The sequence below is a fragment of the Flavobacterium sp. WG21 genome, from assembly GCF_000335775.1.
In the GTDB taxonomy this organism is placed as follows: Bacteria; Bacteroidota; Bacteroidia; order Flavobacteriales; family Flavobacteriaceae; genus Flavobacterium; species Flavobacterium tructae.
Map to the genome: position 1 here is coordinate 72,105 of NZ_AMYW01000014.1, position 25,190 is coordinate 97,294.

Consider the following 25,190-nt stretch of genomic DNA (forward strand, 5'->3'; position numbering starts at 1 on the left):
TATTAAGAGATAATAAAATACTCTTGTTGTAGATTTAAATTCCTTTTTTTTGTGCAGATAAGTCGGCGATATTTTCATAAATTTTTAATGGATTGAACCTAATTCGTAAAGTTGTTCTAAAAAGAAATGATTAGCGGTTAAGGATCTGAGTATTTATGTAAAAAACGTAGACCTTAAAATTGTTGAGCTAATCATTTAAAGATGCGTCGAATATTTAATTTTTTATATAAAAATAGTAATGGTGTATTATTTTTACTCCTCTTAGGACTTTCCTTGGGATTGACAATTCAATCGCATTCTTTTCATAAAAGTAAGTTCATTGGTGCTACAGATTTGTTGTCCGGAGGAATTTATAAAGAAGTTGATGAAATAAGGGAATACATTAATTTAGTGAATAAGAATGATTCACTAGTGCAAGAGAATGCTAAGTTATTAGAAATGTTATTTCGTAAACAAAAAGAAGGTAACGCCCCTGAGATTGATAGTATTTTTGGTATAGGATCTGATGATATAATTGTATCAAAACTTATTCGTAATTCCTATACACTCCAACAGAATTACCTTACTATTAATTCTGGACTAAAAGACGGTATCAAGAGCGACATGGGAGTAATTAATAATCGTGGTATTGTTGGAGTGGTAGATAAAGTTTCACAAAACTTTGCACTTGTTACAAGTGTCTTAAATACAAAATCTCTTATAAATGCCAGAATTAAAAATAGTAACTATTTTGGGACTCTGAGTTGGAATGGAAAAAATGCTGGCTTTGTTCAGTTAATTGATGTTCCCAAAACAACGTCTGTGAAGAAAGGAGATACTATTGTGACAGGTGGAATCTCAGAAATTTTTCCCGAAAATGTAGATATAGGAATCGTTGATAAGACATTGCATGAAAACAATTCTTTTGTTATTAATATTAAGTTGTTTAGTGATATGACGAATCTTGAATATATGTACGTGTTAAAAAGCAGACCGATTAAAAATGCTAAAAAAAGGTAATCCTGTTCCAGACCTTCTTACATTTTTTATAATTTAGGCGATTGTAAATCTGGGTCTATATCAGATAAAAAATAAGGATGACAACACATAAATATTGGGGAAAAATAGAACAAGATTGGGCAGGATTTTCTTCGGACGTAACTTTTACGGATCCCTTTTTTGACCAGCAAGATGTCGAAATTTTTCTGGGGGAAGAATTTGACGAAGAGGGAGAAGAAATAGAAGAACCGCCAACAGAAAATCAACTGACACAATTTGCAGAAACGTATCAAAATTTTATAACGAATATTGAAACTAATTTGAAGAGTATTCAAAAGAAAGCGTATGAGAGATATTTAAAACTATACGCTCATTTTTATGAAGATTCTGAAAAATCAGGAGAACCGGCGTTAAATATTGACAACCTCGATAAACATAACGAATACATAAAAGAGATTATGTACCTGAGAGTTTTAGACGAGAAGACCATTAAAGTATCAATCCGCTATAAACTGGATACAGAACATGGGCTTGAATTCAAGTTTGTAGAGGGACAAATAAAGAATGTGGGTGGAATTGCAGAGACATAATAGAAAACTATTAAGATGCTCTGGAAAAGTTCTAATAAAAAGACTGCCCGAATCAGGCCTGCTTTCCGATGCAATTTTGTTCTATGTGCTGTTTATTTTTTTAGTTTATATCGATTTATTTAGGTCATCATACAATTTATGAACTACTTTTTCCAAAATTTCTCCTGTTTCATTAAAGCTAGTATTTGTCAATATAGATATTCCTATATTTTGTTTAGGATAAATCACAAACCAATTCTGCATTCCGTATATACCTCCGTGGTGTCTGTAAATTAATTCACTATCATCTTCTAATATATACCAATGATAGCCTTCCCAAAAATCAGAACCTTCTTTATATAGTTTTTTATGAGATTCATTTACAATATGATTTGACTCGTCAAGTTGTAATTTCATATATTTTACCAAATCTGTAGTGGTAGAATGCAATCCTGAAATTCCGCCCCATAAAGTTCTATTGAAGTTTGGCATTAATTCGTTTTTATCGTTGTAACCTTTTACCAATCTTAGTCTTTCATTATCATTTAGTGTAAATTTGGTTTGGTTCATTTTATTAGGTTTTAAAACAAATTCGGTTACCAATTCCTCATAAGGTTTTTGATACACTTTTTCAAGTATATAGGCTGTTAACTCTGGAGCCGTGTTGGAATAAAAATAGGTTTCTCCAGGTATCGTTTCAATTTTGATTAATTTCAATCCCTCCAAAAAAGCCGTTTTATTTTCACCTTTTATGGGGAAATTGGGAAACCCGCTTGTATGGGTGAGAAGATGTTTAATTTTTATAGGCTCACCTTTAAACTCTAAATTGGGATAAGGTTCGTTAAGATAGATTCTGACGTCGTCGTCTAAATTTATTTTTTTATCAAGTACGGCTTTGGCAGCTACATAACCTGTAAAAGTTTTAGTTACAGAAGCTAATTCATAAAGTGTAGAATCGTTTGGTTTATTTCCTTTTCCAATAGATAACTCTCCAAAATGTTTTATTGTAGATTCCCCATCTTTAAGCACTGCTATCGAAACAGAATGAAATCTTTTGTCTTCTAACAACTGATGAGCATTTTTTGTAATCGAATTTTCAATATTTTGCTTATCGTTTTGCTGTTTACTTTTGCACCCAATTAAGGCAAAAATCAAAAATGGCATTAAGTGTTTTAGGGTCATAATTTTTAGTTTAATTACTGGAACCTTACCTCATGTTTAGCTCTAAAAAAGATTAAATAATTGTTGTTTTATTTAATTCATTAAGTTTTATCGAGAGTAATAATTTTTGCTAAGATATTGAAAAAGGGATTTTTAACATTACGGGAAAGCGTAAACAGCAAAGAAATAATTTAGCTCTGATTTTTTCTAATGCAAAAGCCTAAATTCGATTTAGTTTAAGTTTTTAGCCTTCATACGTAAACAATGCTTAGTTCCTAAATAGAGCGGGTTTCCGTGTTTTTCAGACCAAAAACCTTCCAGTACATCTGCAGTGATGCATTTATAAACCGCAACGTGAGTATTTGCCGCATTCTTTTTTTTTAACTTGTGTTGCCATGAAACTGAAATTATAAATTTCTGAGAATAAGCTCTTGTTTTTAAATGAGTAATAGAATTCTGGTTTTATCAAAAGCAATGAATTCTTTTTGATAAATACGGAATTAATAACTTTAGTTTTTTTGTGGCAGAGTAGGAAGTAACTTCAGTCTATCAAAGTTTAGTGAAAAACATCTATTTTTTATTATATTAGTGGTGTTTTGATGCGAATATAAATAAGTAACCAATATTTTTAAAAATAAATTTTAATGATAAAACATAAATTTGTAGTTCTTTTAGGATTCTTAATTTTCATTTCGTGTGAACAGAGTAAAAACAAAATTGATTGGGTTTATGTAGAAGGCGGTAATTTTGAGGAAGGAAAAAATCAAATAATTGTTAGTCCTAAAGGCGACACATTAAACAATTTTACAAGCCCAAATCGTATAGTTGAGCTTGATGGCTTTTACATTAGTAAATTTGAGATAACGGTTAAGCAGTTTAAGGAATTTTGCAAAAGTACTGGTAGAGAAATGCCTGCCCCACCAATTGAAAGTGCGTACGGAAAAAAAGTGTATTATAAATGGATAGACGAAAATCCTATGCTTGTAACTTGGGATGAAGCAAATAATTTTGCAAAATGGGCTGGTGGAAGATTGCCAACTGAAGCAGAATGGGAATATGCTGCCAAAGGTGGAAAGCAAACAAAAGGTTACAAATATAGCGGAAGCAATAATCCTGTTGAAGTGGGATGGGTAAAGGAAAATTCAGATAGTATTTTTCATAAAGTTGGACTTCTTAGGCCTAATGAACTCGGAATATATGATATGACCGGAAATGTTAGTGAATGGGTTTTTGATTGGTACAATCCTGAAAAGGATAGTCTGGTAAATAAAAAAAATCCAAGAGGACCAGGAGATGGAGCGTATAAAATATCAAAAGGTGCGAGTTGGTTTTACGAATCACAAAGTGCAGACGGTAAACCATTAGAATATGGAATTCATATGCCAGAAGTGAGATACCAGTCACCTCGTGACACACGCAATGACGGATTTGGATTTAGAATAGTAAAAAATAAATAAAATTAGTGTTAGGTGTGGTCCGGTAATATGGATGTTGAAGTAAATCCAGTACAAATTTTAGAGGTTCACTTTAGGAGCTTTATTAATTTTTAGTTTACAAAAAAATATGGATAGATCTAAAAGCTATTTTTTTTGAAATTCCCTCCTAATCATAAAAATGAATATTTCCTCTTATAAATCTAAAAATTTGAAATCGAAGTATATCGAAAATATTAAAACGCATTATAAAACATCCGGTAAGAAACTTATTCTACTTGATTATGATGGCACGCTTGTAGGTTTTAGAAGCCTGCCTTCTGAGGCTATTCCGGATAAAGAATTATTTGAACTTTTAGACAATTTAGCAGAAGATAACGATACAGAGCTGGTAATTATTAGCGGTAGAGACCGTATTACTCTGGAAGAATGGTTTGGTACTAAAGAGTATACCTTAATTACCGATCACGGAATGTGGTTACGGAGAAAAGGAAATGATTGGGTATGTTTGCAACGTATAGAAACTGATTGGAAGGAAGATATTCGTCCTGTATTGAAAGACTTTGCACAAATCACTCCTGGTTCATTCTTAGAAGAAAAAGAGTATTCTCTTGCTTGGCATTATCGTTGTGCAGATGTAGATTTAGCAAATTTGAGAATTACTGAATTAAAAGAACGATTAAATAGTCTACTAGCTAAAAAATCGCTGTGTATTCTGGAAGGGAAGAAAGTCCTTGAAGTAAAAGATGGCCGGGTGAATAAAGGTCGTGCAGCATCTGTTCTTGTTACTGACGGATATGATTTTATTATGGCGATTGGGGACGACTGGACAGATGAGTTTATGTTTAGGGAATTGCCTAAAAGTGCTTATACTATAAAAGTAGGCAAGGAAGAAACAGCTGCTCGCTATAGTATTAATGATACTTCTAAGGTGCGTGAAATTTTAGAATTCATTGCTGGCTAAAATCAAGGGGTGACTTTTTACCACCTTTATTAAACAAGATTTTTACTTTTCTGGGACTAACTAATTTTTAGTAAACTTATCAAATATTAGGATGAATTTTGTTTCTATAAAGGGCTTTGAAAAAATTTCAAGAGTTCCGCCGTGTAATTGCAGTATTTGTTTAGAAAGACTTAAACCAACTCCCGAGCCTTTTTCTTTGGTAGTAAAAAAGGGTATAAAAATATCTTCAATGTTTTCGGCGGGGATGCCTGGTCCATTATCAATAATCTCGATGTATTTATTACCTTGAGAGTTAATTTTAGCAGAAATTATTAGCTTTCCATTATTACAATTTTGAAGTGAATATAAGGCATTTTTAATAAGGTTAATAAATACCAGAGATAGTTGTTTTTCATCCATAAAAAAATCCAGGTCCGAAGGTTCAATGAAAATTTCATATGGCACAAGACTTTTTTTTATCTCAGGTTCCATTAGGACCAATATTTTATCAATAAATCGTTTAAAAGGGACTATACTTCGATCCGGTTTTGGGAGGTTAAGTAAACTGCGGTAGGAATGCACGAATTCCATTAAATCATTCCCCTGTTCCTTTATTACCTCAAGACCTCTTATAGTATTTTTTATAGTGTTATTGTCCAGTTGGTCTGTATTGATTGCTATGCCATTTTCCTTGTAATATTTTATGATAGAATCGGATATAGATGTAATGGGAGCAATACTATTCATTATTTCATGTGCAAGTACACGTATTAATCTCATCCAAGATTCAGTTTCTTTTTCATCTAATTCTTTAAGAATATCCTGAGCGACCACCAGCAATAGTTCATTATCGTCAGAAATTAATGCAGTTGATTTAATGGAAATTTGCTTTTTTTCGCGTTCATTCGTTAAAACAACAAGTTTTCGTTCAAAAGGTTTTAGTGTTGCGAAAAGATTGTAAAGATTAGTGTCTAATTGATTTAACTGTTTAATATGATTTAAAGATTTATGATCAAAAAGTTTTTCCATCTGAGGATTTACAAAAACGATATGTCCTTTAGCATTGATTGTCATGATACCAATGTCGCTTTGTTTTAGAATTTCCTGATAGTACTTTTCCTGGGCTTCATTTTTAAGATAAGATTGTTGAATCTTTTCATTGAGTAAGTTCAGACTCTGGTGTAAATTATTGAAGGAACTAATACCAGATTGCTCAGGATAACGCAGCGCAAAATCATCATTTTTAATTGATTGGAAAAAGTAGGCGATTTTTCTATTAATATTATTAACTAATTTGGTTAAAAATACGGATTGAATTAGTATTAGTAAACCTATTGGAAAACTCCATAAATATTGTTTTGTAAGCAATAAGAATGAAAAACCAATAGATGTGAGTGTAATTAATGTTATGCGAAGGATAACCTGAAAATAAAAGTTCCTACTTATCATTATTGATTTTTTTTATCATATTGTAAAGGGTTTGTCTTGTAATTCCTAATTGTTCAGCTGCTGCGGAATGATTCCCTTTATTATGTTGTAAAGCACTATCGATCATTATTTTTTCCATTTCTTTAAATGTATTGACCTTTGGGGTAGTTGAAGCACGACTACTATCGTTTAATACAAAATCTTCAGGCTTAAGTGTATAATCTTCGCATAGAATTACGGCTCGTTCTATAGTGTGTTGCAATTGCCGAACATTTCCCGGCCAATAATATTCCTGAAGTTTAGTCTGAGCAGCATTGCTAATTTTTAGTCCTTGTTTTTTGTATTTGTCTATAAACTTTTTTAAGAAAAAATCTGCTAAAACTAATATATCTTCCTCTCGTTCGCGCAAAGGAGGTAAATCTATTTTAATAGTGTTAATTCGATAAAGTAAATCCTCTCTAAACAAACCATCAGTGACCATTTGATCTAAATTCGAATTGGTTGCGCAAATTAAGCGCAAATCCAGTGGGATTTGCATATTTGAGCCTAGTTTTACAATCGTTTTATTTTGAATTGCTGACAATAATTTTGATTGTGTATGGAGAGAAATATTTCCAATTTCATCAAGAAAAAGAGTTCCACCATTAGCGGCTTCAAATTTTCCGATGCGGTCTTCTTTTGCATCAGTAAACGATCCTTTAGTATGGCCGAAAAGTTCACTTTCAATAAGTGTTTCAGGGATGGATCCTGTATCTACAAATACAAAAGCATTGTTTTTTCGTTCAGACAGCTTGAGCAATTCTCTGGCAATAAGTTCTTTGCCTGTTCCGTTTTCTCCAGTTATTAATACGTTAGCATCTGTTTTGGCTACTTTTTTAACAAGATTTAAAATTTGGTTAATAGCTGGAGAGTTGCCAAAAATATTATTAGTGTCTTGATTAGTAATTTGGTTTGAGCTATTTTTTTGCGTAGCTAGGAGTTTTTTTTTGATTTAGTTGTTAAATTGGCCGATTTTAAAGTTAAAAGCAGTTTTTCATTTTCCCAAGGTTTTAATATGAAATCTGAAGCGCCTTCTTTTAAAGCAGTTACTGCCAATTCAATATCTCCATATGCCGTCATCATTATGATTAAGGTATCTTGCGATTTTTTTTTAATTTCCTTTAGCCAAAAAAGACCTTCATTACCATTATTTATACCAGCTGAAAAATTCATGTCAAGTAATACAACATCAATGTCATTTAAATTTTGAAATGAAGATAATTGATTTGGATTGCTTATCGTTTTTACTTCTTGGTATTCGGACTGAAGAAGAATCTCAAGAGCATTTAATACATTTTTATTATCATCAATGATAAGGATACTTCCTTCCTTCATCTGAAATAGCTTTAGCGTTAAGAATTACAAATAACTTCTTTTTAATATTAAATTTCAAAAAAACGACTAATTTTTTCTCGTATTTATCAAGCTTAATTGATCTTAAAAAAGTAGGTAACAGGTTTTAAAATTACAATATAATTTCTTGGTTTATAGTTTTGTGTAAATAAAATTGACATGTTGTGTAAAATTTATTTACACCAATAAGGGTTTTGTGTTTTATATTTTGATTTAAGTGATTGATAGTTAGTGTTTTGTTTTTTTTGGCATGTAAATAGTAAGTATGGCTGTAGTTAATTAATGATAATATGAATGTCAGGTGTTTTAAGATTTGTCTTTTTTTTATATTTATAAGTTTTGAATTTTATGGACAAAAGAGTTGGACATTGGACGACTGTGTATCTTATGCATTGACTAACAATTTAATGTTAAAGGATTTGAATTACATGGCTGATTCCAGAAATGAAAGCTATAAACAATCCTATCGTGAATTGCTTCCAACCATTGGCGGTAATGCAAGTTATAATACTTTATACGGACGTTCTATTAATCCTGATACAAATTCAATTTTACGATCTAGTTTTTACTCAAATAATTATAGCATTGGAGCTGAGATTGATATTTTTAATGGATTTAAGAAAATGAATACTATAATAGCCAGCCGGTATTTACATGAAGCCGCCAAAGAAGACATTTCGCAAGAAAAGTACTTATTGGCATTTCGTGTAATGATGGCATTTTATGATGTGAAATTTAACGAAGAACAACTAAAAATAGCACAAGAGCAACTTGAAATTTCTACAGCGAATGTTAACTTAGTAAAAAAACAGATTGAAGTAGGGATTAAAGCAGGTTCAGACTTGTACGAATCTCAATCTGTTTTAGAAACAGATAAGCTGGTAGTCGTAAAGAGTGTAAATAATATTGAAGCGGCTAAACTTGTCTTATTACAGGAAATGAATCTTAATAATTCAGATTCTTTTGAAATAAATAGTTTAGATAATGATCTTGTTCTTGAAGATGGAATCTCGAATGAATTGGATAGTGATTCTATTTATAATAAAGCATTAGGTTTTATTCCTGCTATAAAAGCACAAGAGTTTAAAGTAGAGGCTGCAGAAAAAGACATATCAATTGCTCGAGGTAATCTTTATCCCTCGCTTAAATTTTCATATGGATATGCAACAGGTTTTTTTGAGACTACAGTAGATGCAAATAAAAGAACAATTCCTTTCAGCAATCAAATAAAAGATAATGCATCACAATTCGTAGCTTTTAGTTTGATAGTGCCTATTAGTGACAGATGGAGTAAGCGATCATGGATAAAACAGCAGAAAATAACACTGCTCAAGCAGAATAATAGTCTGGATTTGAAAAAACAAGAACTCAATAAAATAATTCAAAAGTTAGTTCAGGATTATAAGGCAACATTGGCTGAGTATTCACAAACAAAACAGAATGTTGCGTCGCTGACGTTAGCATTCACTATAACTCAAAAAAAATATGCTAATGGTCTGATTAGTGTTTTAGAGATGAACCAGACTAAGACGAGATTAGCTTGGGGACAGAATGAAAATTTGCAAGTAATGTCGAAAATGAAGGTGCTAAAAAAGACCATCAATTTTTACATGGGATTGCCGATATTTAATATTTTAAATTCAAATTAGTTAAGATTTTATGGATATACGAGTAGAAAAGAAGAAAGGTTTTAAATTTAAGTTTTATGTTTATATTGCATTTGGTATATTGATTTTGTTGCTAGGATGGAAAGTTTTTTTCGATAATACAGGTTCTACATTTATAACCCAGAAAGATAAGTTAGTAATAAAAATAGCGGAGCAGGGTAAGTTTGATGATTACATTCCTATTAATGGTAATGTCGCTCCTATTACAACGATTTACATAGATGCATATGAAGGAGGTCGTGTAGTTGAGAAACTGGTGGAAGAAGGTGCAATGGTAAAGAAGGATCAGGTTATTTTAAAGCTGGAAAACCAAAATTTGTATGAGGAGATTTTAGCGAGCGAAAGTAACTTGGCACTCAAGCAGAATGATCTGCGTTCTACCAAGCTTACTTTTGATTCACGTTTAGTAGAAGGTAAAAAGTCATTAGTTGTTGCTGAATATGAATTGCAACGCAGAAAACGAAATTTTGCGCAAAATCAGGAACTTTATAAGGATGAGCTTATTTCAAAAGAAGAATATTTAAAATCAAAAGAAGATTATGAATTATCTCAAAAGCAATATAAAATTATAAAACTCCAGACAGAGCAAGATGACAGATTGCGAACAACATCCTTAACTGGATTAGATTCCGACCTGGAACGTATGAAAAAAACCTTATCTATGGTTTATCAACGTTTAGAACATTTAAAAATTAAGGCTCCTGCTGATGGACAATTAGGATTGCTTAATGCTGAAATTGGACAAAGTATTGTTCAGGGTGCACGAATAGGACAGATTAATGTTTTAAGTCAATATAAAATTGAAGCTAAGATTGATGAACATTATATCGATCGTGTTACAATTGACCTTGTAGGCAGTTTTGAAAAAAATAATAAAAAATACCCGCTACGTCTCCGTAAAGTTTACCCGGAAGTTAAAGATGGAAAATTTAAAGTTGATTTAGTTTTTACTCAAGGCCATCCTGAAACTATTAGAAATGGTCAAAGCTATAATATTAAATTACAATTGGGAGAGTCAAGGGAGGTGCTGCTTTTACCAAAAGGGAACTTTTTTCAAAATACAGGAGGAAGATGGGTTTATGTTTTGAATAGTACCGGTAATGAGGCTTTTAAAAGAATGATTAGTATAGGTGAGCAAAATTCGGATTACTATGAAATGCTCGATGGATTGAAAGCAGGTGAAAAAGTTATTGTTTCGGGGTATGAGAACTTCGGAGATGCAGAACGTATAATTATAAAATAAATTAAAGAGAAAAAATGATAGTAGTTAAAGATCTTAAAAAGAGTTTTAAAACGGAAGAAATTGAAACTTTAGCATTGCAGAAGGTTAATATTACAGTTTCAGAAGGTGATTTTGTATCTATTATGGGACCATCAGGCTGTGGAAAATCTACTTTGCTGAATATTATTGGACTGCTGGATAGTTCTGATGGTGGTAGTTATCAATTTGACGAAAGAGAAGTAAATGGCTTAAATGAAAGACAACTTTCGCAGATTAGAAAGGGAAAAATTGGATTTATATTTCAGAGTTTTAATCTTATTGATGAACTTACTGTATTTGAGAATGTTGAGATGCCATTGGTTTATCTTAAAATGAAAAAAAGTGAGCGTCAGGAAAAAGTTAAAAAGGTTCTGGAACGTATGAAAATTGCACACAGAGCAGGACATTTTCCACACCAGTTATCGGGAGGTCAACAACAACGTGTCGCAATTGCCCGCGCAGTGGTAATTAATCCAAAATTAATTTTAGCCGATGAACCAACAGGTAATCTTGACTCTAAAAATGGAGTAGAAGTAATGAATTTACTAACAGAACTTAATAAGGAGGGAACAACAATTATAATGGTAACCCACTCTGAAAGGGACTCACATTATACACATCGGATAGTTAATTTATTTGACGGAAAAATTGTAAACGAACAGTACAATTCTATTGCAAAAATTAATGGCTCACAATCTTAGTTTAAATAAATACGAGGATTAAATTTTATTTATTGTAGTTTTTAATTAAAAGTATTTTAAGGTTTATCGGTAGTTGCTGTGTTAATAAATTTAATATTCAATACGAAATATAAAATATAATGTAGCAATATTAATCGTTCTAAACTTTCAATCTGGTTCTAAAATACAAAACTGTTGCACAATCATTGTGCATATTTGGTAGTGTATTATGTTGTTAATTTTTTAATATATAATTCCATGTTTAAACATTTTCTGGTAATTTTTTATCGTAGTTTACTAAAAAATAAGCAAATAAGTATTGTTTCATTTTTTAGTTTATCCATTTCATTTGCAATTTCATTATTACTTCTAAATTATTACAATTATCAAACAACTTTTGATGCTGTGGGTAATGGAGAAAATATTGTCCTTAGAGCTTACAAATCAAAAGAAATTAATAAAATTTCAGAAGCAAAATCATTATTAACGTATGCTCCTCTGGGACCGGTTATAAAGGAGAAGGTTCCTAGTGTGTCAGAGTTTGCGAGATTGTATGAATGGAGAGAAGGAGTTTTAAACAATGGGGCAAATAAGTTTGCACAGTCTGTATTTTATGGAGATAAATCTTTGTCCAAAATTTTTCCTTTTAGATTCATCAATGGAAATATGGATAACTTTGATCAACCTAACAAAATTGTTATAGCAAAAAGTTTATCGCTAAAATATTTCGGTGATGTTAATTCTGTTGGGAAGACGTTAAATTTTCACGATTGGTTTCAAGAAGTGGTCTTTGAAGTAGTTGGTGTTTATGAAGATATGCCGCAAAAACTTCATCTTAATATTGATATTTTAGTATCATTCAGTAGTTTGAATGTAAATCCGATATGGAAAGGAACTGTAAACAATAATTGGGAGTCGGATAGTTTTTATACTTATTTGATAGCAAACAAGAATGTCAATGTTGATAATCTTTCAAAGCAAATAAATGTTGTTACACAGGGTTTAATTGCAAATAATGATGGTTCTAATATTTCATTTGGTCTACAGCCAGTTGAAGACGCTTACTTAGATTCGGATTTGAAGAATGAGATTGGAAAAAGCGGAGATGGAAAGACTATTGTTTTTTTAATGCTGATTGGAATTTTGATAGTTGTAATAGCATTAACCAACTTAGTTAATTTTTTTATTTCCAGTGTTGCTGATCGAAATATTGAGGTAAGTGTTAAAAAGGCTTTTGGCGTTAGTGAAAAAGAACTGCGATTACAGTTTCTGGTTCAGTTTGTAATCTTTAATTCAGCTGCTTTATTGGCTGGTAGCGTGATCTTTTTAATTTTAGTTCAATCTAATTATTCAGGCATTTTAAAGACGCCGGGCCAAAATTTCGACTTTTCTTTTTGGTTAGTTGCATTAGTGCTTTTTCTTGTTAGTATGTTGCTTGTTGGAATCTATCCGGCGAAAGTCTTGTCTTCATTTAAGTTAAATGAAAAGAAAAGTATAAGTTCAGATGATATTATTAAAAAATCATTGATGGTTTTTCAATATTTTGTCTCTGTTGGATTATTGTATGGTATTGTGATTGTTTATTCGCAGTTTAATTATTTAGCGGATAAAAATCCAGGTTTTGAAAACAAGAATGTACTAGTACTTAAAGCTCCTTCTGTTATACGCAATGATTCCTTGTTTAGTTCCTCAATAAATTTGGTGAAGGACAGATTGTCTAAACTCCCTTCGGTTAAATCAGTTTCAATGTCGAGCGCTATACCGGGTGCTAAGTTCGATGGAGAGTTTGATATGTCAACTGTTAATTCTCCTAAGAATATTGTGAAGATCAGAACTTTTATTTTTGCGGACTATTATTTTAATGATATTTATAAAGTTAAGCTTTTAGCAGGTAGATTTTTTAATGAAATTTATCCATCTGATAAAGAGAATTCAGTTGTTATAAATAAAAAACTATCCGATCAGCTTGGGTTTGCAAATCCAAGTGAAGCTATTGGTCAAAAAGTAAATTTTACAAATTCTGTAAAAACGATAGTTGGTATTACTTCAGATTTTGACATAGAAAATCTTAAAGAACAACATGGACCAGTAGTTTTTGGTTTTGCCAATCACCCGTCATTGGTTTCTTTTTTTTCATTGAAAATTGAAAAAGGATTAGCTGAGCAAGCTAAAGCAAATATAGAGAAGTTGTATAGAAAAGAATTTAATATAGATGCTGAATACTTTTATATTGATGATCAGTTTAATGAACAGTATGGTGAAGAATTAGGATTTTATCAACTTTTTCAAATATTAACCTTTATTGCGATTACGCTGACGGTTTTTGGATTAATGGGGCTTTCCTTTTTTTATGCTTCTAAGAAAAGTAAAGAAATTGCAATAAGAAAAACTTTCGGAGCTAGTGAATGGGATATATTCTTTATTTTGTTTAAATACTTTTTTTATCAAATGTTGATTGGATCTGTCATTGCTCTTCCTGTTTTTTATCTTTTGGTTAACAATTGGTTGGAGAGATTCGCTTTTAGAATTGGTCTGTCACCTTTATTTTTTGTAATCCCAATTATAATTATTGCAATTATAACTATTATCACTACAGGATATACTTTATTTCGTGCATCAACTAAGAATCCAATTATTGCTTTAAAAGAAAATTAAAAAATTAAAAAAATTAAATTTATGAAAGTATTATACAGTTTCATTATTGTTTGTTTGTTCTGCGTAAATATGTACTCACAAGTTCCTGTTGATAATCCGTATAGAACTGCTTATGGTTCTGTAGATCATTGGACAAATGAAATTAAATGGGGAAATGTTGTTGAAGCTTCAAAAATTAAGGGATTGATAAAAAATGATAATCAAATAAATTCTGAAGTTTTAGAGGAATCAATGAAAAAGTTATCACAAGAAGGCGGTGGTGTGCTTTATTTTCCAGCTGGAGTTTTTCAAATGGGATTTGATTTAAAGATGTATTCTAATGTGGTACTTAGAGGTGCAAATCCGATCGAAAAAAAGAAAGCCATAGAAGAAGGATATAAGCCTTTAACCAGATTTGAATTTCCAAAATTTATTCCAAGTTTTGACGGAGCCGGACAGTCTCATTCAACTTTAAAAAAGATCTACACAGATACTATTGCACTTAAAAATTTCGGTATTGTTAACTTGGATTTAGATCGAACTACAATTGAATTTCATTCTAGCGGTTACGAGAAAGTGATTACAATTCAGGGGAGTACGATGTCTCCAAAAAACTTACATTCTAATGTGATAATATATGGAGTCAGAATTAATAACTCAGTTGCTTTGTCTCCGGAAATTCCAACAAAAAACCAAAAAGATTCTGGTTTTGGATGGCAGCGTTGGCCATTAAGTTATATTTCTAATATAAATGTTAATGTGAGTTCCAATTGTGTCATTGCTAATAACAGGATAAATGATAATGTTACCGATAATTTTAATTATCCTACCTATATTACTGATCTTGGCAGGAAAATAGGTGAAAATAAAGTGATTTTTTCTTATCGGGATAAACCGGGTATTAGTGTAAATAAATATAAGGTTTCAGCAATAGTTAATCAGATGGATAGTGCAGATGGGAAATTAAAACCTTACCAATTATATCCACATGCTAATGAAGGTAATGATCCGGATTTAACAGATTTGACTTCAGAGATTGAGCCATACTTGTTTCCGAGCGGTAAAATAGAAATAATTGAGAATTATGTAGTTACAAATACTAGAAGTTTTGGTATAGTAAGTAATGCAAAAAACAACATATCATATACAGATAACAAGTACCAACAAGTTGAAGAAAGTTACTTTATCGAAAAAGACGGTAAGAAATGGTTAAATAATTATTTATCACCTAAAGTAGATGCTATGTTTACAAAGCATCACGCAGTATTAAGCAATAAGGATACAATTAATTACAGACTTCTTACGCCTCGAAAAAAAGGGAATACTAAATTCCCAATAATTCTGTATTTACATGCTGAAGATATGGCAGGTCATGATAATAGAAGTCAGCTCAATTTATTTATTCCGTATTTATGTGAAAAACAAGTTGTATCAAAGTATCCTGCCTATATTCTGGCTCCTCAAGATACAAATGGTGATATATCTTGGAACGCGTATGAAAAAGCAGTGACTCATGGCAAAGTCGAAAGTGCTTTGCAACTTCTGGATAGTATTGTAAAAAGCAATAAAAATATTGATGTAAACAGAATATATATTGTAGGGCTGTCAAATGGAGCAACTGTGGCGCTACGTTTGGGGTTTGAAAATAAAAATAAGTTTGCGGCAATTGTTTCATTGGATGGAGTGGAGTTAAATATAGCTAAAGAAAAGTATGAAGACAAGCATTTTAGTTTAATGTCAGAAACTCCGTTCTGGACATCTTACCCACTAGGATTAAAACATCTATCTCTTTTTCAAGGAACAAGAACAACTGCTTTGAGAATAAAAAGTGCAGGTGGTAAAGTTGTTTGCAAAGCTTATCCGGGGGAAACAAGAGATGATATTTTGTACAGTTATATTAATGATAATCAGTTTTTACCATGGTTGTTTTCTCAATCTCGTGGTAAAAAGTAAATTTTATAATTGTTATATCTAATTTAAAAGTGTTAAATTTTTAAATTATTTTCTTATATTCTAAGAGTATATTTTTGTCTAATTAATAAGGATTTTTCGTAGTATTTTGATATTTTTATATATATTTGTAAGGGTAGTCTCTTAAAACAAAGGCAATGTTTATTGGTAACGGGAATTAATAATAGTGTTAAAAAAAATAACAATAAAAAGCTTTTTGCAACTTATTTAATATTTTATTGAGAAACTATTTTAAGGACGTTTTTAGCATTGGTACATTTTTTTTTGTACTACTCATGTTGATTGTAATATTTATAACCTCTTATTAAAGACTCTTAGATGGGATCATATAAACCCCTTAAAATAATACTTACGGTATTAGCTCCTGTTGTAATTTTTTCTAATTTATCTTTTGATGAAAATATTGATAGCGTAAAACTGGGGAAGAAATTATTTTTCGACCCCATGTTATCTAGTGACAACTCTATTAGTTGCGCTTCGTGTCATAAACCTGAATTTGCTTTTGCTGATAACGTTTCTTTGAGTAAGGGTGTAAATTCACGGATGGGAGAAAGGAACACTCCATCAGTGATGTATTCGGATGAAAGATTAAGTTTCTTTTGGGATGGGCGTTCAAAATCATTAGAGCATCAGGCTTTTTTTCCTATAACACACCCTAATGAAATGAATTTGTCAGAAGAGGAAGCGATACGAAGAATAAATCAAAGCGAAAGTTATATTAAAGACTTTATAAAAGTGTTTAATGCTAAACCAAATAAAGTATTGATATCAAAGGCTTTGGCGGATTATCAACGTAGTCTGAAATATTATAATTCTCCATACGATAGGTTCTCAGCCGGTGATGATCAGGCTCTTAGTGATTCTGCTTTACGAGGATTGATTTTATTTAATGGCAAAGGTAATTGTACATCATGTCATGAAGGAAAAGATCAAACAAGTGACGGTTTTTTTAACATCGGACTGTATAATGAATTAGAATATAGAGATAAAGGACGATTTGATTTAGTTAAAGACTCTACTAATTTAGGGAGGTTTAAAACTCCAACATTGAGAAATATTGAGTTAACCGCTCCTTATATGCATAATGGTTCAATGGCGACATTAGAGCAGGTAATAGAATATTATAATAATCCGGATTTGCATATCAAGAATAGTATAGGACGAGACAAGCTAATAACAAAGTCGTTAGGCCTTTCGAAGAAGGAAATGATTGACTTGAAAGCTTTCTTACTTTCTCTTACTGACGATAATCTCAAATAAACCTAAATCTCATGCATTTCAAAAAAAGTATATTTATTTTTTATTTTCTTCTTTTTAAATTTTCAAGTGTTTTAGCGCAAAATGTTTCGCCTACTTTCAGTAACATTAAGATAGTTAATGATAAGGCAAAAAAAACATTAGTGATAGAATATGACGTTATGGATCCCGATGATCAATATTTAACTGTAAATGTTGATTTAATCAGTAAAAAGGGTTTAGTAATAAGTGGAATTGAAATGACGAACGATTATGGAGCTTCCGTTGCTGTCGGACAGAAAAAAAAGATTTATTGTGACTATTCAAAAAGTGTCACAACCACTCAACCGGTCTCCGTTCGACTTACTGCAAACGATCATCATGAAATAGATGTAAAAAAATTGATTGAGCAGGTTAATGTAGAAAATCTAAAAAAAGATTTAATTTTTATTGAAGGAAAAAGATTTCCAATTGATGAAAAGGGTGCTAAGCACCATGTGGAAGTTAGGGAGCTTATTAAGAACAGATTTGTAGAGCACGAATTATTTGTGTCTTTACAGGATTCAGCAATAAATTCATTTAAAATACAGAATATAATCGGAGATAAAATTGGCAGCAATAAATTAGACCAACATTATATTTTATGTGCTCATTATGACGCATATTACGGAAGCCCGGGAGCTGATGATAATGCTTCGGGCGTTGCAGGATTATTGGAAGTGATAAGAATTTTAAAGCCATATAATTTCGAGAACTCAGTTAAGTTTATTGGCTTTGATTTGGAAGAAGATAATTCATTAGGAAGTAGAGCATATACTTTAGGAAAGAGTAATGAAATTTCTAAAACTCTTGGAGTGATCAATTTTGATATGATCGGTTACTTTAGTGAAAAATCTAATTCACAATTAGTTCCTGAAGGGTTTGATAAGTTGTTTCCTGAAGCTTATCAGAAAGTTGCATCAAATAATTTTAAAGGTGATTTTGCCGTAATTAATTATAATCCATTGTCTGTTTCTCTTAAAGATGTCTTTCAGAAGTCAGCCTCATTATACGTTCCTGGTTTCAGTACCATAGCTTTAGATGCAAGTGTTACCGAAAATATAAATCCTGATTTATCAGCCAGTGATCATCTTAGTTTTTGGAATGTTGGAGTAAAGGCGATCCACGTCGGTGACGGAGGAGCTTCTCGAAATGTTCACATTAATAAAAAAGGAGATAAATCAAATCTAATAAATTATGACTATATGGCTAAGGTAGTACAAGCCACGATAGCTACAATTGCCAAATTGGCTGTAATAAATAGTACTGTTATTTATCAGGAACCCGTTACTATTGAAGTTAATTAAATTAATTTTTTAGATTTTATTCATTGAAAGATATCAATACTTATTCACCGTTGGTTTTGCCTTACTATCTCAGTAATTGTACCAATGATGCAGGAATTAATTTTATTAATAGTAGTACTTTAGAGGAATTTACCAGTTACAAAGAGTTACGGGAGATGGCACTCCTTTTTCTTAAAAATTTACAAGATTTAAAACTGTCGGAAGGTGATGAAGTAGTTTTTCAAATTCAGGATAGAAAGCTTTTTTTAATTGTTTTTTGGGCTTGTATTATTGGGAAATTTATTCCAATTCCGTTATCTGTTTCAAATGCCAATAGTCGTGATCAGCGTCTTAAATCTATTTGGGATATATTACGTAATCCTTATTTAATTACTGATGTAGATAGGGAATTCCTTGATCTGATGAATACATTGGAGGATAGAATAATTAATGTAAATCAGCTTAATATCAATAATGGATTTGGTGAGTTAAAAGATATCAAACCAGATGATATTGCCTATGTACAATTTTCCTCAGGATCATCTGGAAATCCTAAAGGAGTTAGTCTAACTCATAGAAATTTATGTTTTAATGCATTAGATATTGCATCACGTTCCCAAATAACAGTGAAGGATTCAAGTTTATGTTGGATGCCTTTAACTCATGATATGGGAATGATAGGCTTTCATATTACTTCTTTGATTAGCGAAATCAATCAGCATATTATTCCAACAGAGGTATTCATAAGAAGGCCTGATTTATGGATTTTAAAAGCTTCAGAACATAAAGCTTCAATTTTATACTCGCCAAATTTTGGACTAAAATATTTTTTATCAGCACTAACTGAAGAAAAGGCCAAAGATTGGAATTTGTCAGAAGTTCGAATAATTTATAATGGAGCTGAGCCTATTTTACATTCTTTATGTGAGACCTTCGTGCAAAAACTTGAGGATTACGGATTGAGAAAAAATTCTATTCTTACGGTGTATGGACTGGCAGAGGCTTCTGTGGCAGTAACTATTCCTGACGTAGGTAAATCTATTACTTCTTTCAATATTGATCGCAGTTGTTTGAATGAAGGAGAAAAAGTAAAGTTTTTATCATCAGCGACTGATTTGAATGCTGTTAATTTTGTTTCAGTTGGTTATGCTATTACTCATTGTGAGGTTAGAATTAAATTTAAAAATTCTGTATTAGTTGAGGATTATTTAGGAGAGATTCAAATTAAAGGAGAGAATGTTACTGTCGGATATTACAATGATGATATAGAAACTTCGGGTTTATTTACTAAAGATAAATGGTTAAAAACTGGTGATATAGGTTTTCTCCATAATGGGGAATTAGTAATAGTTGGAAGATCTAAAAATGTTATAATTGTCAATGGGCAAAACTATTATCCACATGACTTGGAGAGTGCTGTTTATTCAATTGAAGGTGTAGAACTGGGGAAAGTTGCATTTTGTGGCGTATGGGATTCTGTAACACAGCAAGATAAAATTATTGGATTTGTTCTTTTTAAAAAGAATCTGGAATTATTTGTTCCAATTATAAGATTAATAAAAGAGGAATTATTTAAAAGAACCGGTCTAATTGTCGATGACGTAGTACCCGTAAAAAAAATCCCAAAAACAACAAGCGGTAAAGTTCAATACTTTAAGTTGAAAAAGGACTATCAAGAAGGTGTGTTTAACGATGTGATAATCGTTCTTAATAATTTACTTCAAAATGATGTTCCTAAAGATGTTAATGTAAAAGAGCAGCTGTCTAATTTGATAAAATCTATTATTGATATTCCGGAAGTTAATTTCGAGAATAATATATTTAATCTGGGTCTGAGTAGCCTTCAAGCTTTAGAATTTTGTTCAAGAGTAAATGCTACATTGAAGATAAATATTAGCATGACTGACCTTTTTAGATATAAGACACTTAATGAGTTGCTGAAGGAGATCAGTGAGCATCATCTGAAAGTTTTTAATAAAATAGAAAGGGTTGAAGACTATAATAATCTGCTGCCTATTCAACGCAGATTTTGGTTTTTGCATCAATTAGATGAATCAAATTCGATGCTTAATATTACGACTTCTATTCAAATATCGGGTAATGTAGATAGGTTTTTCTTTAAGCAAGCATTTCAGGCTGTTGTTGAAAGACATGAGTCCTTAAGATACAATCTGAAGATGGAGGAAGGAACTCTTTATTTAGCATTAGATGATTTTAGATCCAGCCCTGAAATTTTATTTATCGATGAGGCTGATGATGCAGAAAATATAAAAGCAATACTTGGATCAAAATTTGATATTGCCAGAGGACCTCTTTATCGAGCTATTTTGCATAAAACCGGAAGTAACAAGTATGAATTTATTTTTCAGATCCATCATGTCATCGCAGATGGTTGGTCAGTGAAAGTGGTATTATGTGATCTTATAAAATTTTATAATGGCATTAGTAAAGGAAAACTTCTTCACGAAATTATGCCTCCATTAACATTTCATTTTTTAGATTATGTATCCTGGGTCGAAAATAGTTTAAAGAAAGAATTCATACATAAGCAATATTGGGAAAATGAGTTTAAACTTATTCAGGAAGCAACCGAACTACCTTTTATTAAAAAAACATCGATAAGTACTGAATTGCACTCAAATTTTGAACAGATACAGTTAGATAATGATTTTTATAATGATCTTAAATTATTTGCTGAGAATCATAATACTACCGTATATATTGTTTTAGTTGCATGTCTAAATGTTTTATTATATAAGTATTCAGGTCAGTCTACCAATGTAATTTCAATTCTGTCATCAGGAAGAGGAAATATGGAATTGTCAGATCAGGTAGGATGTTATATAAAACTATTACCACTTATTATAAATGTTGATTCGTCGGAAAACTTTATAACTATATTGGATCAGACAAAAAGCAAAGTAATAAACGGCGTTGATCATGAACTGTATTCTTATGACAGACTAATAGAAGAACAAGTTAGAAATAACGGAAATGTTATCAAGTTGTCTGACATAACAGTTGTGATGCAGGATTTTGATAGTATTTTAGATTTTCAAACTTACAAGGGTGATTTAAAAATTACAGGCGCTGAGCAAATTAATGAAGGTACGGCTTCAAAAATGCAGTTTGATTTCGTTTTAAAAAACAGTGAATTTTTCATTAAAATTAATTTTAATGAAGAGTTGTTTAATAGAAGTGATATGCAAGGTGTATTGCATAATTTTGAGACACTACTAGCTTCAGTTTTGAAAAAATCTGATTTCCCGATAGCTTCACTGGATTACTTAGATAAAAAGGAAGAGAATAAACTATTGACTTTTTCCAGACCTGTTCCGTTTATTGAACGTAAAGAATCTGTTATCGAGTTGTTCGATGATCAGGTAAAGAAAACACCTAATAAGATAGCGCTTGTTTGCAACAATGTTAACCTGACCTATCAAGAATTACAAAAAAAAACGATTAGAGTATCTAATTACCTTAATAATGAATGGAGGATTAAACAAGGAGATGTAGTTTCGTTGGTAATGGACCGATCTGAAAATTTAATCATATCTATGTTAGGTGTTCTAAGAAGTAAGGCCACTTACTTAGCTATCGATATCAGCTATCCAATAGAAAGGGTTACTAATATGATTCATCAATCAGAATCAAACTCTTTACTCTTTGATACCTATTCAAGTTTTGATGTAAATGAATTATTTCCTGATAAAAAAACAGCTGTTTTAGACGATATTATTTGTGATAACGAGAAGTTAGATACCGCTATGACTCAACTTCAAAATGAGTATCCATCGCTAAATGACTCAGCCTATATAATTTTTTCATCTGGAACTACGGGACTCCCTAAAGGAATGTCAATTGATCATAGAGCATTGGTCGACTATGTAATAACTTTTTCTCAATATTTTAATATTTCAGATCAGGATATAGTAGTACACCAGGCTTCTATAACATTTGACACTATCATAGAGGAAATTTTCCCGATATTAATTACAGGGGGGAAATTAATTGTATCCAAACAAGGCGGTAAATATCTGGATGATTTGGTAGAAATGATGGAATTGGAAAATGTATCTATTCTTAGTACAACTCCAATAGTCATTAACGAGTTAAATAAACGTGACAAAATTCCCAGACTAAGATTGCTTATTAGTGGAGGAGATGAATTAAAACCTTTTCAAGTAGACAGACTATTACCTAAAATTGAGATTTATAATACATATGGACCAAGTGAAAGCACGGTATGTGCTACATACAATAAGTTAACTAAAGCAGATGATACTCATATAATTGGCGCTCCTATAACAAACCGTATTTTGCTCCTGCTTAATAATGATATGCAACTTGTACCGGTAGGGTGTTTAGGTAACATATACATAGGCGGAGTTGGACTTACAAAGGGTTATTTAGATACAAGAGAAGATGTTGCTTTTAAGCACAGTTCTTATTTTAATGGTCAAAAAATTTACAAATCCGGCGATTTGGGAATGTGGATGCCAGATGGCAGAATCTCATTTTATGGTAGAAAAGATAATCAGATAAAAATTAACGGATATAGAGTAGAGACTGAAGATGTAGAGAATAATTTGAGAAAATTAGTTGGTATAGATGATGTAGTAGTAATAGGAAAACAGAATTTAAATGGTGGAAAATCATTAATTGCTTTTTATGTCTCCGAGGTCGAGTTCAAAAATAAAGAGCTTGTAAGCTCACTTAATTCAAAAATTCCTTTTTATATGATACCTTCTCATTTTGTAAAATTAGATGAGATGCCCATTACTATTAATGGGAAAATGGATAGAAAAGCTCTGGAAGTAATTTCAACTTCCCTTAGTAAATCTGAATTGCAGGAACCTTGTAGTAAAATTGAAGAAAAGCTACTGGTATTATGGAAAAAAGAATTTGGTTTTAACGAAATAGGGGTTCATTCAAACTTTTTTGCACTGGGTGGTCACTCTCTAATGGCGGTCAACCTGATAAATCAAATTAATAAGGTTTTTAATGTACAGGTAAGTATCAAAGAATTTTTTGAACAGGCCAATATTCATGCACTATCAAATAGTATTGAGACCAATGCAGGAACAAAGTATGCAGATATTAAGCAAGCCACTTATAAAGATAGCTATGACTTAAGTCCCTCACAAAACGGACTTTGGTTATTGAATGAATTTGAAGGAAATACAATAGGTTATAATATATTTGGAGCATTTGAGTTAGTTGGTAAACTGAATATAAAGAGTGTTCAAAAGACCTTCAAAACGATTATTGGTAGACACGAAAGTCTAAGGACAAATTTTGTAAAAACAGATAATTATCCCCAGCAAATAATTAATAGTACTGATGATTTTTTATTTGAAATAGAGGTTTTTAATTTAGAAAATAATTTTGAATCAGATAAAAATATTGTTGTTCATTTAGAAAACTTAAGGTCTTATAAATTTAATCTGGAGAAGTCCCCCCTAATTAAGGTAGCGTTGTTGTTGGTTGCCGATGAAACCGCAATTTTGACAGTTACTTTGCATCATCTTGTGGCAGATGGTATTTCAGCAAGCATATTAATTGATGAATTTTTGTCAATATATAAAGCAATTAGTAACGGAGAGGATATAATAATGATACCTTCTCCGATACAGTTTAAAGATTATTCCGAATGGCTCTCTAAACTTGTAGATACAGATAAAATGACCTCGATGAGAGTTTTTTGGTGTTCTAAATTGAAAGAGCCACGTCAAGTGTTAAATCTACCCTTAGACTATCCCAGAACAGAATTTAAATCTTACGAAGGGAATCAGGTAGAATGGATGATAGATTCTGAAAGAACAACTAAACTTGGAGAACTGTTTAATAAATATAATGCGACATATTATTCAGGGTTTCTTTCGGTGATTAAAATTCTACTCTTTAAATATTCCGGTAATGAAGATATTATAGTTGGAGGTCCAAGTATTGGAAGACATCATCCGGATTTAACTACGCTTATAGGGTGTTTCGTAAATACTTTAGTGGTTCGTAGTCATATAAAAGGGAGTTATAGTTTTGGACAAGTTTTGTCGGAGATTAAGAAAAACGTCGCAGAAAGTTATGATAATAGCGAATATCCGTTTGAAAGTATGTTACTTGATTTAGATGTGGCTCGAGATTATAAAAGAAGTCCATTATTTGACGTAAGATTTATTTATGATGATGGTGAGCTGAAGACAAGAAGTTTTGAAAAATTGGTTCCCATCACTGAAGAATTAAAAATCAAAAAAATCGCCATTCCTGTAAGCAGGAGTATTTATGACATTACATTTAGTTTTGCCAGAATGGATGATGTTAGAGTCATTATTGAATATAATAATCAGTTATTTGATAAAGAAACAATTGAACTTTTATCTATAAGATTAAATAAAATAATAGATGAAATTCTCAATAATGAATTGATAATAGTTGATGAACTTAATTGGCAGACAACTTTTAAAGATCAATCATTTTCAGAAAAAAGAAATCATGAAAAAGAGTCATTTTGA

The 25,190-nt window shown here is 31.3% G+C and carries 16 protein-coding genes; 12 read left to right on the plus strand and 4 right to left on the minus strand.

The window, feature by feature from the left end:
• Positions 1-201: 201 nt before the first annotated feature.
• Positions 202-999 (plus strand): rod shape-determining protein MreC, encoded by a 798-nt coding sequence (gene mreC, locus C245_RS0111910; RefSeq protein ID WP_017496824.1) that lies wholly within the window; start codon positions 202-204, stop codon positions 997-999.
• Positions 1,000-1,076: 77 nt separating this feature from the next.
• Entirely contained in the window at positions 1,077-1,568 is a 492-nt protein-coding gene (locus C245_RS0111915) for a hypothetical protein (RefSeq protein ID WP_017496825.1), read from the plus strand.
• A 105-nt stretch (positions 1,569-1,673) separates the two neighbouring features.
• Here C245_RS0111915 and C245_RS0111920 read toward each other — a convergent pair whose 3' ends face one another.
• Positions 1,674-2,729, minus strand: coding sequence for a serine hydrolase (locus C245_RS0111920; RefSeq protein ID WP_157495849.1), 1,056 nt, complete (start codon positions 2,727-2,729; stop codon positions 1,674-1,676).
• Between the two features lie 623 nt (positions 2,730-3,352).
• Here C245_RS0111920 and C245_RS22990 point away from each other — a divergent pair.
• Positions 3,353-4,165, plus strand: coding sequence for an SUMF1/EgtB/PvdO family nonheme iron enzyme (locus tag C245_RS22990; protein ID WP_017496827.1), 813 nt, complete (start codon positions 3,353-3,355; stop codon positions 4,163-4,165).
• 157 nt (positions 4,166-4,322) lie between these two features.
• A complete protein-coding gene (gene otsB, locus C245_RS0111930) occupies positions 4,323-5,105 on the plus strand; it encodes a trehalose-phosphatase (protein ID WP_017496828.1) in 783 nt (260 codons plus the stop codon).
• Positions 5,106-5,165: 60 nt separating this feature from the next.
• Here otsB and C245_RS0111935 read toward each other — a convergent pair whose 3' ends face one another.
• Genes C245_RS0111935 through C245_RS24630 form a run of 3 tightly spaced genes read right to left on the minus strand, consistent with a single transcriptional unit; the run spans position 5,166 to position 7,886 of the window.
• Complete coding sequence (locus C245_RS0111935) at positions 5,166-6,533, minus strand: PAS domain-containing sensor histidine kinase (RefSeq protein WP_017496829.1); 1,368 nt, start codon at positions 6,531-6,533, stop codon at positions 5,166-5,168.
• Positions 6,523-7,503: a sigma-54 interaction domain-containing protein gene (locus C245_RS24625; RefSeq protein ID WP_369770055.1), complete on the minus strand. Its 981-nt coding sequence runs from the start codon at positions 7,501-7,503 to the stop codon at positions 6,523-6,525. Before C245_RS24625 ends, C245_RS0111935 begins: the two co-directional genes overlap by 11 nt.
• Positions 7,485-7,886, minus strand: coding sequence for a response regulator (locus C245_RS24630; protein WP_232424357.1), 402 nt, complete (start codon positions 7,884-7,886; stop codon positions 7,485-7,487). The genes C245_RS24625 and C245_RS24630 overlap by 19 nt, the downstream gene beginning before the upstream one ends.
• 308 nt (positions 7,887-8,194) lie before the next feature.
• Here C245_RS24630 and C245_RS0111945 point away from each other — a divergent pair, with 308 nt between their 5' ends.
• The 8 genes from C245_RS0111945 (at position 8,195) to C245_RS0111980 (ending at position 25,190) form a co-directional block, all read left to right on the plus strand.
• On the plus strand, positions 8,195-9,553 hold the full coding sequence (locus C245_RS0111945) for a TolC family protein (RefSeq protein WP_026110027.1): 1,359 nt from the start codon (positions 8,195-8,197) through the stop codon (positions 9,551-9,553).
• Between the two features lie 10 nt (positions 9,554-9,563).
• Entirely contained in the window at positions 9,564-10,814 is a 1,251-nt protein-coding gene (locus tag C245_RS0111950) for an efflux RND transporter periplasmic adaptor subunit (protein WP_017496831.1), read from the plus strand.
• 14 nt (positions 10,815-10,828) lie between these two features.
• On the plus strand, positions 10,829-11,533 hold the full coding sequence (locus C245_RS0111955) for an ABC transporter ATP-binding protein (RefSeq protein ID WP_017496832.1): 705 nt from the start codon (positions 10,829-10,831) through the stop codon (positions 11,531-11,533).
• Between the two features lie 237 nt (positions 11,534-11,770).
• On the plus strand, positions 11,771-14,167 hold the full coding sequence (locus C245_RS0111960; protein ID WP_017496833.1) for an FtsX-like permease family protein: 2,397 nt from the start codon (positions 11,771-11,773) through the stop codon (positions 14,165-14,167).
• Between the two features lie 21 nt (positions 14,168-14,188).
• The gene (locus C245_RS0111965) at positions 14,189-16,099 is read left to right on the plus strand and encodes a PHB depolymerase family esterase (protein ID WP_081603537.1); all 1,911 of its coding nucleotides are present in this window, start codon (positions 14,189-14,191) and stop codon (positions 16,097-16,099) included.
• A 336-nt stretch (positions 16,100-16,435) separates the two neighbouring features.
• Positions 16,436-17,377: a cytochrome-c peroxidase gene (locus tag C245_RS0111970; RefSeq protein ID WP_017496835.1), complete on the plus strand. Its 942-nt coding sequence runs from the start codon at positions 16,436-16,438 to the stop codon at positions 17,375-17,377.
• A gap of 140 nt (positions 17,378-17,517) precedes the next feature.
• Entirely contained in the window at positions 17,518-18,699 is a 1,182-nt protein-coding gene (locus C245_RS0111975; protein ID WP_157495851.1) for a M28 family metallopeptidase, read from the plus strand.
• A gap of 23 nt (positions 18,700-18,722) precedes the next feature.
• Entirely contained in the window at positions 18,723-25,190 is a 6,468-nt protein-coding gene (locus tag C245_RS0111980) for a non-ribosomal peptide synthetase (protein ID WP_017496837.1), read from the plus strand.